This window comes from Streptomyces megasporus, assembly GCF_000718985.1.
Classification (GTDB): domain Bacteria; phylum Actinomycetota; class Actinomycetes; order Streptomycetales; family Streptomycetaceae; genus Streptomyces; species Streptomyces megasporus.
Genome location: NZ_JODL01000036.1, coordinates 24748 through 37490 on the forward strand (window position 1 = coordinate 24748; position 12743 = coordinate 37490).

Sequence of the window (12743 nt, forward strand, 5' to 3'; positions counted from 1 at the left end):
AGCCCCATGGGCAACCTCACCCCTGTCGGCGCCCACGGCACCGCGGCCGCGCCGACGGACGGCGACAACCGCTACCAGGCCGTCCAGGCCAAACTGGCCCGGCTCGGCAAGGCGATGGACGAGGCCACGGTCGAACTCGAGGCCCTGCGCCGCGCCATGCGCGCAGGCGCCGACCGGGCCGAGGGCCTGGCCGTCGACATCGCGGGCGCCGGACTGGACGAGAAGTTCGTGGAGCTGACGAACCAGGTGGCCATCGCCCTGGGCGGCGCCGCCACCTCGGCTCGCAAGCTCCACGAAACCGCCGGGGAGGTCTCCGGCCTCGCCCACGACGCACGGCGCACCCACACCAAGCTCTACAGCGCGCTGGACGAGGTCCGCTCCGGCCGTCGCGAGCGCACCCCCAAGCCGGGCTTCTTCGCCCGCTGACCCCGACCCCGCCGAAGTCCCCGATGGGCGGCCCGCCACCGACGGCGGGCCGCCCATCGTCACTCCTGAAGGAGAAGCTCTCGTGTCCGTGCCGCGCAGCGTCGCCCTGGAGCGCACCCTCTACACCCTGGCCGCCCCGGTCCTCGCCGCGGCCCCGAACCTCTACCCCGACAGCCCTGTCAACACGGTCGTGCAGCTGGCGGGCGCCGCCGGCGTCGGCGGCTGGGTCCTGGCCTACAAGAGCGACGAGCCCGGCACGGGACGCAAGTTCCTGCGCTGGTCGCCGCTCGTGCTCGCCGCCGCCGTCGACGTCGCTGCGAAGAACACCGTCGGCTGGGGCCCGTGGTGCATGGACGCCCTGCTCGCCGCCGGATGGGCGGCCGCCGGCCTGCTCGTGCTGCCGCTCTCCCGCACCACCCGCCGCCGCCACCGGCCCGCCCTGGCCCACACCCCCACCCCGCAGCTCCGGCCCGCCCCCATCACCCCCGTGGCCCCGGCTCCGGTCGACGACGGCGCGGACCCGTTCACCCGTGGGGTGCGCCGGCTGTGGGAGCGGGCCGACCACCCCGGCCGCACCGTCGTGGTGACCGTCGACCGTCACGAGGGCATGGAGCACGACCTGACGATGCTGCTGCGCTCCGCCGAGCCCGGACGGCCGATTTCCGGACTGACCGAGGCCGCCGTCGCGGCCGCCTTCAGCGTCGACGAATCCGACGTCACCCTCGCCCCCGCGGCCCGGCAGCCCGGCCGCCAGGGCGGGCCCGGCTGGCTGGAAGTGCACGTCACCCCCGACGCCAACCGGCGGCGTCGCGAGGCTCCCACCGATGCCGAGTGGTGGGCCGACCGCATCGGCTCCGAGAAGGGCGCCATCCCCGGCTCGGTGTTCGTGAAGAAGGTCCGCGACGACCGGCGCAAGGTCACCCACTACATCGCCCGCGTCCCCGACGAGCTGGGCGAGCCGCGCGTCAACCAGCACACCCTGGCCGCCGCGTTGAAGACCCGGTACGACGAGGGCCGGCTGTTCGTCACCGTCGACGGCAGCCAGATCCTGGTCTCGCTGTGGGACACCAGCCCGCTCGCGCAGGTCTTCCCCGCCACCCGCGAGCTGCTCACCCCCGACAGCGAGGGGCGCTGGGTGACCGGCTACCTAGGCAACGGCCAGCCCGCCCGCAACCGCGTCTACACCGACCGGGGCGCCGCCCACGGCCTGTTCGTCGCCCCCTCCGGCGGCGGCAAGACCCAGCTGATGGGCCTGCACGTCGCGGCCGACGCCCTGTACGGGGCGGTGGTCTGGCTGGCCACCGAGGCCCCGGACGAGAAGACCGCCGCCCTGGGCCGGCACACCGACCGCTACGGCGTCGGCGCCCTCTACATGATCCGGCTGCTGCGCGCCCTGGACGCGCTGATGGAGATCCGCGGCGCCATGCCCTGGGAAGACGGACGCGTCCACGACTGGGACCCCAAGCTGCCGGGCTGCCCCTACCGGATGCTGTCCGCCTACCTGGACGAGTTCCTCTCCGCCGCCCGCCACGGCGACTACGGCGCGGAGATCATGGACCTCGCCGAACGCGTGTCGGTCAAGGGCCGCAAGTACGGCATCGGCATCAAGGTCGCCGGCCAGTCCATCTACGTCCAGGACGGCTTCACCCAGCTGCTGTGCGAGAACCTGCGCGAGAACTGCATCCCCATCGTGCTCAAGGTCGCCCCCAAGAAGGTGACCAGCATGTTCACGGCTCTCGGTATCCCGTCCGAGAACATCCCCGACCCCCTGCCCCGCTCCTTCTCCCCGGCCGAGGCGGGCCGGATCGAACGGGTGATGCGCGGCGAGCCCGAACCGCCGGCGGACTCCAACACCGGCGGCGCCGGATGGATCGTGGAAGCCAAGGAGCCCGAGGTCCTGCGCACCCTGTTCATGGACTTCAAGGCCGGCATCGACGGCTACTTCCCCGACACCGTCGCCACCCTGACCGACCACGAGATCGCCGAACTCGAAGCGCGCGGGCTGTGGTTCGACTGGACCGAGCCGCCCCGGCCCGGCGAGTTCGGCCCCGAGCCCGGCGACGAGAACGACGAAGAAGACGGCGACCGACCCCGGGGAGGAAAGCACCGCGGCCGGGACGGAAAGACCGAGCCGCACCCCGACACCGTCGCCTCCCCCAGCGAGGCGCTGGACGTCATCAAGAAGCTCACCAACGCCTAGAGACCGTCGACCGACACTCCGTCAGGGCCCGGCCGCGCCACGCGGCCGAGCCCTGCACGTTACCCGCCACCACCGAAAGGGACGCACGTGTCCGCACCCCGCACCACCAGCCTGCCCTGCGTCATCGTCGTGGACGACGCCTCCCTCCTCGACCGGTTCGGCCTTCAGGACCTGGTCGACCGCATCGCCCTCGGCGGCCGCCGCGACGGCACACACACCCACGGACCCGACGCGCCGCGCCCGCACCGCGCGTTCCTGTCCGAACTCGAGGCCGCCGCCCGGTTGGACGAGCGGTAACCACCCACCCCTGGCTCCGTTTCTCCGCGCCCTCCCCACCGCGTCCCGGCGGGGAGGGCGCCCGCACATGTTCGGGAGGCCGACCGATGAGCACCACCACCCGCACCCCGACGGCCACGCAGGCCGGTGCCGTCCCGCAGGCTCTCGGCCTGGAGGCCCGGCTGGCCAGCGTCGAGGCGGCCCTGACCCTCCGCCTGGAGACAGCCGCCCTGGCCGTCGAAGTCAACACCGCCCACATCCCCACCGACCCCGTCGATCTGACCGACGTCGTGCGCGGCCCCCTCACTCCCGCTTCCGCTCCCCGCCTGCTGCCCGACGACCTGTACCCCACCCCGGTTGCGGCGCTGCTGCAGCGAGCCGCCCACCGGCTGGAGACCGGTGGCTGGTGCCGCGGCGGCACCGTCGCCGAGGACGGGGCCCGCTGCCTCTACGGCGCGCTCCGCGCCGAGGACCCCGGCGGCGAACACCTCGACGACGCCCTGACGGTGCTCTTGGAGGCGCTCCGCCGGGAGTTCGGCCCCGACGTCGAGACGGTCCCGTCCGCGAACGACCACTTGGTCCGCGGCCAGGCGCACGCGGTGCGCATCCTCGGGGACGCCGCCGCCCTCGCCGACGCCCGCGGCCTGTGACCCGCCGGTCCGCCTGCCTCGCACCCGAACCCCGCCCTCCTTCGGTGAGGGAGCGGGTGCGGGGCAGGCCGCCCGGCCCCACACGCGACAAGGCGGATGCACCCCGCCCTCCTCACGTGCCACCCCGGATGTGCCCTGCAACTTCCCTTCCACGACGACAAGGTGCGCTCTCCATGCCCCCACACTCTGGGCTCGACTTCCCCGACGTGGACCTCACCGACGCGTTCTGCGGCGGCGGCGGATCCTCCGAAGGCGCCCGCGAAGCCGGCGTCCGAGTGCGCGTCGCGCTCAACCACTGGCCGCTGGCCATCAAGGTCCACAGCGTCAACCACCCCGACGCCGCGCACGACTGCGCCGACCTCTCCCAGGTCGATCCGCGCCGCTACCCGACCACCGTCATGGCGTGGTTCTCCCCGTCGTGCACCAACCACACCATCGCCCGCGGCCGCCGACGCCACGTCGACGCCACTTTGGATCTGTTCGGCGAGGTCCTGCCCGACGCGGCCGCCGACCGGTCCCGCGCCACGATGTGGGACGTCGTCCGGTTCTCCGAGTACCACCGCTACCGGATCGTGCTCGTGGAGAACGTCGTCGACGTCCGCGAGTGGATCCTGTGGCCCGCGTGGATCGCCGCCATGGTCGCCCTCGGCTACCGCTTCAAGGTCGTCTGCCTGAACTCGATGCACGCCCAGGCCCTCGGCGAAGGCGCCCCACAGTCCCGCGACCGGCTGTACGTCGTCTTCTGGCGCGAAGGCGACCGCGCCCCGGACATCGACAAATGGACCCGCCCCCGAGCGCACTGTCCTCGGTGTGACCGCACCGTCCGCGCCGTCCAGGCGTGGAAGAACCCCGACCGCCCCTACGGCCGGTACCGGCAGCAGTACCTCTGGCGCTGCCCCACCACCCGCTGCCACACCGAACTGACCCCCGCCGTCCGTCCGGCCGCGGATGTCATCGACCGGTCTCGGCCCGCCACCCGCATCGGTGATCGGGCCCGGCCGCTGGCGGAGGCGACCATGCGGCACATCCGCGACGGCCTCGCCGCCCACGCCCGCCCGACCGACTCCGGCGGCCTGACAGTGCCCGACCTGGTCCTGCCCTACTACGGCAACACCAGCGTCCGCCCGGTCGACGAGCCCCTTCCCACCGTCACCACCGTCGACCGTCACGCCCTACTGCTCGGCGGGGAAGTGCGCGGCGTGGAGGACCTGCGGTTCCGGATGCTCACCCCAGGCGAGTACGCCGCCGCCATGGCCTTCCCCGACACCTACCGGTGGCAGGGCACCAAGCGTGAACGCGTCCGGATGGCCGGCAACGCGGTCACCCCGCCCGCCGCCCGCGATCTGGTCGCCATGGCTGTCGAGGCCCTCACCGGGCAGTGCATCGAGCCGCGTCGGTCCGACCTGACGACGGCTGCCTGACCGCCTGGCACCAGGCTCGGGCGCTTTCCGCGCCCCTTGTCTCGTCCATGTCCGCACCGGGGCGGCCGTGCGTGTGCTTGCCGGCCCACACGACCGCCCCGCTCCCGTCCCGTAGAACGGAGAACCCAGTATGTCCCTGACGCTTCCCCCGGTCCGCTCTGGCGCGTTAACCGCCGCGGCGGTCGCCGCTCCCGCCCTGGCCCTGGGATGGGCCACCCACACCGTGGCCCTCCATCGCCGCCTGGCCGCCGCCCGCCGCGACCCGCTCACCGGCCTGCTCACCCGCACCGGTTGGACGGCTCGCGCTCGGCGGCTGATCGACCGCCACAGCAGCCAGGCACTGGTGGTGTTGGTCGACGCCGACCACTTCAAGACGATCAACGACACCCACGGGCACGCGGCCGGAGACGCGGTGCTGACCGCCATCGCGGACCGGTTGACGGCCTGGGCAGGCAGCCGAGGGGTGGTCGGCCGGCTGGGCGGGGACGAGTTCACCGCCGCCCTCCCCTCCGTGCCGCACCAACACCTGGCCCGGCTGGAACAGTTGACCGACGCGCTCGCCCGACCGGTCCACCACGACCGCCTGACGGTGGAGGCGGCCGCGTCGGTGGGCGCCGCTTCTCCCACCGCCGTCGGCACCCGCAACCTGGACGCTCTGCTGCGCGCCGCGGACGCGGCGATGTACCGGGTCAAGCACACCGGTGCCCCCGGCCTGGCCGGGCCCGAAGACCTGGCCGCGCCCTGCGTCAACGGCCGCCGCGCCGGGCGGCCGGGCACCGGGGAAGCGGCCAACGGGGAGGTGCGGGCCGCATGACCGCCGCCGACACGCTCGCCGATCCCCGCATCCCATTCCCCGACACCGACCGGCCGTTGGCCTGCCGCCGAAACCCCGAGTGGTTCCGCCACGACCCGTACGACCCCGACCCAACGGCGCGGGCCACCGGCGATCTGGAGCAGGCCAGGAAGGCGTGCGGGCGGTGCCCGATCGCCCGCCAGTGCCTGCTGTGGGCACTGGCCCACCCCGAGCTGACCCGGACCGACATCTGGGCGGCCACCACTTTGCAGATGCGCGGCGCCCTGCGCCGGCGCCTGACGCTCCGGCTGGGCGAGGACTGGGTGGCCCAGGTCGCCGCCACGGAGAAAGCCCGCGCCCAGCGAGCCCGCCGTACCCCCGCCCCGTGACCGCACCGACGACCAGGAGCACCCGATGACCCCCGACCCGTACGCCACCGCCCTGGATCAGGTCGTCGGCCCGCACCGGGCCGCCGAGATCGTCCGGGACCTCGCCCGCCACCTCGCCCACGCCGACGGCCTGCCCGAGAAGGTGGCGCTGCGCCTGACATGCGAGCGCGCCGCCGACGGCGACCCGCTGCTGCTGGCCGCCCCCGGCCAGGTGTGGGAGCTGCGCCCGGACGCCGACATCGACGACGCCCCGGGCCGGCGGCTGGACCTCTACGGACGCCTGGACGGCCCGCCGCGCATCCTGGCCCTGGTCGACGGCGCCTCCGTCCTCGACGAGGAGCTCGACGAGGACGAGCAGGGAATGTTGCTGTCGGTCCTGGACCACTACCGGCTGGTGGCCTGGCCCCGGATCCCGGACGCGGCCCCGACGGTCCCCGACCACGGGGGTGGCGATGCGGCCCGGTGACCAGCCGCAGGGACTGCCGGAATTCCGCTGGCGCCAGGCCCCGAAGGGACTGGCGACCCGCCGGCAACTGCGCGCCATGGGCCTGCGGCCCGGCGGGCAGGAACCGGTCGCCGCCATCGTCTGCCGCCGCGGCAAACGCCGCGCGTGGCTGTACCAGATCGACCGGGCCAAGCCGAAACTGCCGATGACCCTGGCCAAAGAGCAGGCTCTGGACCGGGCCATGGAGGCCCGGCAACGGTGCCCCCGCTGCAAGCGCCGGTACTTCCACTGCCTGCCGCTGAAGACCCTGGGCTGCTGTCTGGAGTGCCACGACGGCACCCCCGCCGACCCGGGCAGCTACCTCCCACCGGCCGACGACCAGCCTCTCGCGGCGTGAAACCCGGCCACATGTCCGACGAGCCGCCGCGCCTCCGCCCTGACTGCGCAAAGAACGAGGCGCGCCCCCGTCACCTGTCATCCGGGGGCGCGCCGTGTGACGTCCCGCCCCTGTAGAAGAGCGAGAACCGGAGTTCATCATGACCGCACCCACCAGTCCCCGCCACCGCACGCGACCGCCGGTCGCGGCCCTGCTCGCGCTCGGCGCCACCGCCGCCGTGGCCGCCGCGACCGTCTGCGTCCGGACGGCCGGTCCCTGGTCGCTGCACGTCTCCCGCCACCTGATCGAACTCTCGCCCACGGCGCGCCGGAACTGCCCCGACTGCCGAGGCCAGGGCGGTTGGTGGATCGGTGGCGCGAACCCGGAGATGGAGGCCTGCGGCTGCTGGTCCGACCGCCCCACGCTCCGCGTCCGGCTGCTGCCCCGCCCGCCGATCCCGGACGAACCTCCGTTCTGAGCCGTCCTTGAGTCACCGCTTCCGGGCGGCCGCACCCCACGGTGTGGCCGCCCGATCCGCATTCCACGACCACGGAGAACTCCCTCTTATGACCGCCCTTGTGCTCTCCACCCCAGGCACGATTCAGGAGGCCTGCCGCATGACCACCTTCGACGCTTCCGTTCGCGACAAGAACCTGGACGCCGCCTGCGCCACGGTGGCCGGCGAGATCGCCCGTACCGACGGCAAAGCGTCCCTGCTGCTGGCCTTCGTCGGAGCGGTGCTCGCCGGGCTCGCCTCCGCCGCCGACGCCGACCTGCCCACGGTGGCCAAGGTCTGCGGCGGCGTGGCTGCCCTCGCCCTGGGCGCCGCCGCCATGCTGCTGTTGTCCGTCGTCCGCCCCCGCCTGGGCGGCACCGACCGCGCCTCCTTCCCCTACTGGGCGCGGCTGGACGAACAGCAGATCCTCGCCTCGATGGACGGCGACACCCGCGCCGCCCGGGTGCGCGTCCTGTCGATCATCGCCGTGGGCAAGTTCACCCGCCTGCGTCAAGCGGTCGACCTCATCCGCGTCGCCCTGGTGCTCCTGGTCCCGGCCGCCGCCGGCGCCCTGATCTGACCCGACTGCGGAGGACGTCCCGACCTGGGGCGAGCACGACCGCGCCTCCACCACACCACCGCCGCTTCCGACCCGTAAGGAGAACGACGCCCGTGTCCGTGCCGAACGCCGCCCTTCCCGACCCGGCTCTCGTCGTGCTGATCGGCCCCGCTGGCAGCGGGAAGAGCACGCTGGCCCGCACCTGGCCCGCCACCCAGGTCCTCGAACTCGACTACTACCGGGCGCTGGTCTCGGACGAACCCGGCGACCAAGCGGCCACCGCCGACGCGGTCCGCGCCCTGCGCACCGTGCTGGAAGCCCGCCTCGCCCGGAAACTGACCTGCGTGGTCGACGCCACCAACACCGAGGCCCACGTCCGTAAACAGTTGCTGGCCGCCGCCCGCCGCCACGACATGCCGGCCGTCGCGGTGCTCGCGTCCACGCCCTTGCCGGTCTGTCTGGGACGCAACACCGCCCGCCCGGAGAGCCGCCGGGTGCCCGAAGAGGTGGTGCGTGCCCAGCACGCCGCGGTGATCGCCTCCCGTCCCCGCCTGGCCGAGGAAGGGTTCGACCACGTGGTCCTCGCCGACGACCTCCACCGCTTGAAAGCGCTGCTGCGTCGGGCCAGCGACACCCGCTGCGCGGACCTCGGCCTCGACGGCGGCGACGGCCTGGGCGACCTGCTGCTGGTGCGCCGCTTCTTCGGCTCCGAGATCCTGCCACTGTGGCGGTGGAAGCCCGACTCACAGCTCGCCGACGGTGACCGTGTCGCCGAAATCCGGCTCGGCCCGGACCGGCTCGTTCTCGCCCTGCGCACCGACGTCGACGGTGAGGGCGACTACGGTTTCGACGCCCTGGTCCGCTGCCCGATGGCCCACGACTGCCCCGGCCCGGCGTGGGCGCCGGTCCACCACGTCACCGACCTGTACCGCGCGCTGACCGGTGCCATGAACGACGACCCGGACATCGTCTGCACCGTCCACGGCGGGTTCGACGACGCCGACCAGGAAACCGACGACCACGGCCTCGAAGAGGGCGCGGACTTCGCAGCACCGGCGTTGGAGGTGGTCGGCGGATGACCACCGACCCCACCACCGGCACCGCTTCCGGCTGGGACCAGGCCGTCTTCCGCTGCGGCCGGTGCGGTGCCGAACTCACCGCCACCACCGAGGACAACTACCGGCGGGTCGTCGGCGTTCACACCGACGCGCACGCGCTGTGGGATCGCCTGAACCCCATCGAACGCGAGGGGTTGGCCTCGATCCTCCGCGTGATCCTTGCCGCGCCGGACCTCGGCACCGAGTTCCTCGCCCTCATGGACAGGGCGAACCAGGCCGACACGCGCGGCACCCCGCACACCCAAGAGACGCACCGATGAGCCCAGCCGTCCCCGGGCCCCACCCAGGGACTGTTCGCGCTCTAGCCGCGGCGCGCTTCCGCGGCCGCCCCCGCCCCCTCTGCGCCCAGGGGCGGGGGCGGCCGGTGGTGGCCCGCGCCTGTCACCGGTCGCGGGCCGACCGCACCCCGAGACAGCCGACATCGCCGGCAAGCCAAGCGGCTGTCCCGGGGCCGCCCATCCCGCATCACACGAGAAGGCGAGGAACCAATATGACCATCCAGGCACGCCCCGTGCCGGGCACCACGCGGTGGTCCACATGACCGCGGAGTCGTCGAACACGCCCCCAGATGTGGTCCGGGGCATCACCCTCCGGCAGCCCTGGGCCACCTGCGTATTGGCGGGCAAGGACGTCGAGAACCGCCCCGCACCCTGGAATTGGCGAGGCTGGCTGCTGCTGCACGCCGGAAAGACCATCGAGCGGGCGCCACTGCGTATTCCGCTGGTCGCCCGCGCGATCCGCGGCCGGACGCTGGAGACCGGGGCGGTCATCGGCGTGGCCCGCCTGACCGACTGCCACCGCTGCCCCGACAGCGGACGCCTGTGCAGCCCGTGGGCCCAGCGAGGCGCTTATCACCTGGTGTTGGCCGACGTCCACGCGTTGCCGCTGCCAGTGCCCGCCACGGGCGCCCTCGGGCCGTGGCGGCCGTCTGCCGAATTGCTGAAGCAGGTTCTCCTCCAACTCCCCGACCTACCGGCCCTGAAAGGCACCACATGACCTCGCAGCCCCGATCCGACACCCCCGGCGATCCCAGCGCGCGGCGACCGGCGAGGTCGGCACCCCGACGGGCAGTCAACGCCACCCGCATCGCCGCCCTGCGGCCCGACGTCGCCGCCCGGCTCCACTGCCCCTCCCCAGCACCGGAATTCGTCTGCGGCCGGTGCCACGTGGCCTGGGCCGGGGCGGAGGCCGACTGCTGGAACTGCGGCCTTCCGGCCACCACCTGGCACGCCCGTCCCGGCTCCGCTCTGCAGCACCTGCTGCACGGCACCCGGCCGCACCAGAAGACGCGGTAGAGGAAAGGCGCGCGGATGTTCGCCGACTTCTCCCAGGCGCTCGCCGCCGAACACCTCCCCGTCCCGCACCAGGTCGCCGTCCAGGAACAGGCGGCAGCTCGCGCGGTTGCCCGCCGCGCCCACGACCACGCCGCCCTGGCGCGGCTGCTGCGGATGCTCGGGCTGCCCACCGACGAGACCACTCTCATCGGGCTCCAGCCCTACCTGACCGACGATTCCACAGACGACCAGTCCACCGGAGAACCACCGACGATGACGACACCGAACGCTTTCGAGGCCATGGCCCTGTCCATGCACCACAACGGCGATGCCCCCGAGACGATCTGTGAGGCGACCGGCCTGACCCGGACCGAACTCGAGCAGCTACTGGCCTGGGCCGAGGCCCATCGGATGGCCATCCGCAACCGCGTCGCCCGCATCCGCACCGACCTGACCGAGCTGGCCGCCCACGCCACCAGCCTGGCGGAGGTCGGCTGATGAGGCATGACGACGCGATAGTCCTGGACGGGTTCCTGGACGAGGACACCGCTCCCAGTGACGTGCACGAGACGACGGCCAGGTTCCGGCTGATCGTCTCCCCCAGCGACGACCGCGCGGACGAGACGGTCCTGGCGTGCGTGGCGTCCGACCCGCTGCTGGCCCGCGCCGTGCTGCACGAGCTGCACCAAGGCGACCGGCTACGGGTCACCGGCTACCTCCGCCTGCCTCGTACCCCCGATCAGCCGGTGCGGCTGCACGCGCACCGGATCGATTTCCTGGCCACCGCACCCTTGCTGGAACCCACCGACCCCGACGGCACCGGAGCCGCTGGCATGCCCGATGCGGGCGAGGAGACCACCGCTCTCGCCGACGGCGGCCTGCTCGACCGGCACGGCGTCTACGTCATCTACCGCGATCCCGACACCGGGACCGCTTGTGCGTGGAGCCCCGCCGGCGCCTGGGTCGGCGGCACCACCGACACCCCGGCCGCCATCCAGGCCCTGATCGACACCTACGAGCACCGCACGGCTCTCGGCGAGCCCTGACCCAGCCAACACCACACCACACCGCCGTGCCCGCCTGGCCCTCCCAAGAGCCGGACGGACACGGCGGTTTGGCACCGCCCACCGAACCGAAACGAACAGGAGGCCCCTGCATGCGTCCGATCCGGCTGATCTCCTTCGGCTACCTCCACCTGCCCACCGACCCCGACGGCCGCCCCGTCCCGCCGGCCGCCGACCGCGTCGAGGACGTCCGCACTCGGCTCCGCGACCCCGCCGCCGCCCAAGCCATCCTCGACCTCGACGGCCGTGACCTGCGCGTCCAGGACGTCGTGGTGGGCACCCACGGTGCCCGTGAACTGCTGGACAACCTCACCGCCTACGCCCTCCTCCCGGCCGGGCCCGACAGCATCGCCATCGGCTGCTCAGGGGGTAGGCACCGCGCTTGCGCGCTCGTGGAGATCCTCGCCCGCCGTATCCGCGCCCACGGCCGCGGTGCGGAGATCCGGCACCTGCACGCCCACCTGCCCCGTGTCCTGACCACCCCCGCCGCCCCGATCACGGGGCGGCCCGTCGTCACCGAGGCCGTGAACGGCGGCCGCGTCCTCAAGCACTACCCGCCCGGGGCGGGCGTCTACGTCGCCGAGCACTACGACGAGGTGCCCCTGACGGGCGGAGGCGAACCCTGCTGGCGGCGCTGGAACACCGCGGCGCTGCACGAGCCGCTCGGCGACACCCCCCACAACCCCGCACAGCACCGAGACACCACGGTGTACCGGCCCCACCGGGAGAACGTCGCCGACATCATCGACGGCGTCGGCGTCCTTGACCACGAAGACGGCTACATCGCGCTCACCCACGATCTCGACCGGGCACTCGCCGCGATGAAGGGTTTCCACCGCCACCACTGCCGCGAGTCCCTCACCGACCGTGACATCGACCCCGGCCGCGACCTGCGCACCGGCTGGGTGCGCCTGGGCGGCCCCGACGCCGAGGTCTGGTTCGAGTCGGTCGACGCCGACCACCCCCGAGCCGTGCCCGCCACGTGGCTCGACCTGTGACCCGCCACCACTGACGAGCGCCGGTCCACTGTTGCCGACACCGGCCACACGGACCGGTCTGCCGCAGGTCACGCAGCAGACCGCTTCACATCCGATCCGGCCGGACCACGAGACCAAGGCCCGCGGTCCGGCCCGGATGCCTGTTCTCTCCTTCTCGCCGAAAGGCTTCCCAATGCTGATGTCAAGCCGCCGCTGTGACAGGCGGTGTGGCTTGGTAGCACGCTCCGTCACGGATCATGGCCCACAGGACGTTGACGC

18 protein-coding genes are annotated in these 12743 nt (G+C 73.3%); all 18 read left to right on the forward strand.

Annotated elements, in window-relative coordinates; genetic code table 11:
* Positions 1-6 precede the first annotated feature (6 nt).
* The gene (locus IF47_RS0123920; RefSeq protein WP_031511053.1) at positions 7-426 is read left to right on the forward strand and encodes a hypothetical protein; all 420 of its coding nucleotides are present in this window, start codon (positions 7-9) and stop codon (positions 424-426) included.
* An 82-nt stretch (positions 427-508) separates the two neighbouring features.
* Positions 509-2626, forward strand: a complete 2118-nt coding sequence (locus tag IF47_RS0123925; protein ID WP_031511054.1) for a hypothetical protein — start codon at positions 509-511, stop codon at positions 2624-2626.
* 87 nt (positions 2627-2713) lie between these two features.
* A complete protein-coding gene (locus tag IF47_RS0123930; RefSeq protein WP_031511055.1) occupies positions 2714-2923 on the forward strand; it encodes a hypothetical protein in 210 nt (69 codons plus the stop codon).
* An 86-nt stretch (positions 2924-3009) separates the two neighbouring features.
* Positions 3010-3552, forward strand: coding sequence for a DUF6197 family protein (locus tag IF47_RS0123935; RefSeq protein ID WP_031511056.1), 543 nt, complete (start codon positions 3010-3012; stop codon positions 3550-3552).
* Between the two features lie 173 nt (positions 3553-3725).
* Positions 3726-4973, forward strand: coding sequence for a DNA cytosine methyltransferase (locus IF47_RS0123940; RefSeq protein ID WP_037733234.1), 1248 nt, complete (start codon positions 3726-3728; stop codon positions 4971-4973).
* Positions 4974-5103: 130 nt separating this feature from the next.
* Positions 5104-5787, forward strand: coding sequence for a GGDEF domain-containing protein (locus IF47_RS0123945; protein ID WP_031511058.1), 684 nt, complete (start codon positions 5104-5106; stop codon positions 5785-5787).
* Positions 5784-6155, forward strand: a complete 372-nt coding sequence (locus IF47_RS0123950; protein WP_051718174.1) for a WhiB family transcriptional regulator — start codon at positions 5784-5786, stop codon at positions 6153-6155. Before IF47_RS0123945 ends, IF47_RS0123950 begins: the two co-directional genes overlap by 4 nt.
* 25 nt (positions 6156-6180) lie before the next feature.
* Complete coding sequence (locus IF47_RS0123955; protein WP_031511059.1) at positions 6181-6621, forward strand: hypothetical protein; 441 nt, start codon at positions 6181-6183, stop codon at positions 6619-6621.
* Entirely contained in the window at positions 6608-6997 is a 390-nt protein-coding gene (locus IF47_RS0123960) for an RRQRL motif-containing zinc-binding protein (RefSeq protein ID WP_037733242.1), read from the forward strand. Before IF47_RS0123955 ends, IF47_RS0123960 begins: the two co-directional genes overlap by 14 nt.
* A gap of 139 nt (positions 6998-7136) precedes the next feature.
* Positions 7137-7454 (forward strand): hypothetical protein, encoded by a 318-nt coding sequence (locus tag IF47_RS0123965; RefSeq protein WP_051718175.1) that lies wholly within the window; start codon positions 7137-7139, stop codon positions 7452-7454.
* A 139-nt stretch (positions 7455-7593) separates the two neighbouring features.
* Positions 7594-8052 carry a Pycsar system effector family protein gene (locus IF47_RS0123970; RefSeq protein WP_031511062.1) on the forward strand — a complete coding sequence of 153 codons (459 nt, stop codon included), beginning with the start codon at positions 7594-7596 and terminating at the stop codon, positions 8050-8052.
* A gap of 92 nt (positions 8053-8144) precedes the next feature.
* Positions 8145-9110: an ATP-binding protein gene (locus IF47_RS0123975; RefSeq protein WP_037733235.1), complete on the forward strand. Its 966-nt coding sequence runs from the start codon at positions 8145-8147 to the stop codon at positions 9108-9110.
* The gene (locus IF47_RS28195; RefSeq protein ID WP_037733236.1) at positions 9107-9409 is read left to right on the forward strand and encodes a hypothetical protein; all 303 of its coding nucleotides are present in this window, start codon (positions 9107-9109) and stop codon (positions 9407-9409) included. The genes IF47_RS0123975 and IF47_RS28195 overlap by 4 nt, the downstream gene beginning before the upstream one ends.
* A gap of 277 nt (positions 9410-9686) precedes the next feature.
* The gene (locus IF47_RS0123985) at positions 9687-10145 is read left to right on the forward strand and encodes an ASCH domain-containing protein (protein WP_031511065.1); all 459 of its coding nucleotides are present in this window, start codon (positions 9687-9689) and stop codon (positions 10143-10145) included.
* Positions 10142-10444, forward strand: a complete 303-nt coding sequence (locus IF47_RS30875; RefSeq protein WP_157840039.1) for a hypothetical protein — start codon at positions 10142-10144, stop codon at positions 10442-10444. The genes IF47_RS0123985 and IF47_RS30875 overlap by 4 nt, the downstream gene beginning before the upstream one ends.
* Positions 10445-10459: 15 nt before the next feature.
* Positions 10460-10921, forward strand: coding sequence for a hypothetical protein (locus IF47_RS0123995; RefSeq protein WP_031511066.1), 462 nt, complete (start codon positions 10460-10462; stop codon positions 10919-10921).
* Complete coding sequence (locus IF47_RS0124000) at positions 10921-11469, forward strand: single stranded DNA-binding domain-containing protein (RefSeq protein WP_031511067.1); 549 nt, start codon at positions 10921-10923, stop codon at positions 11467-11469. Before IF47_RS0123995 ends, IF47_RS0124000 begins: the two co-directional genes overlap by 1 nt.
* Positions 11470-11579: 110 nt before the next feature.
* Positions 11580-12485: a RapZ C-terminal domain-containing protein gene (locus IF47_RS31715; RefSeq protein WP_037733237.1), complete on the forward strand. Its 906-nt coding sequence runs from the start codon at positions 11580-11582 to the stop codon at positions 12483-12485.
* Positions 12486-12743: the final 258 nt, after the last annotated feature.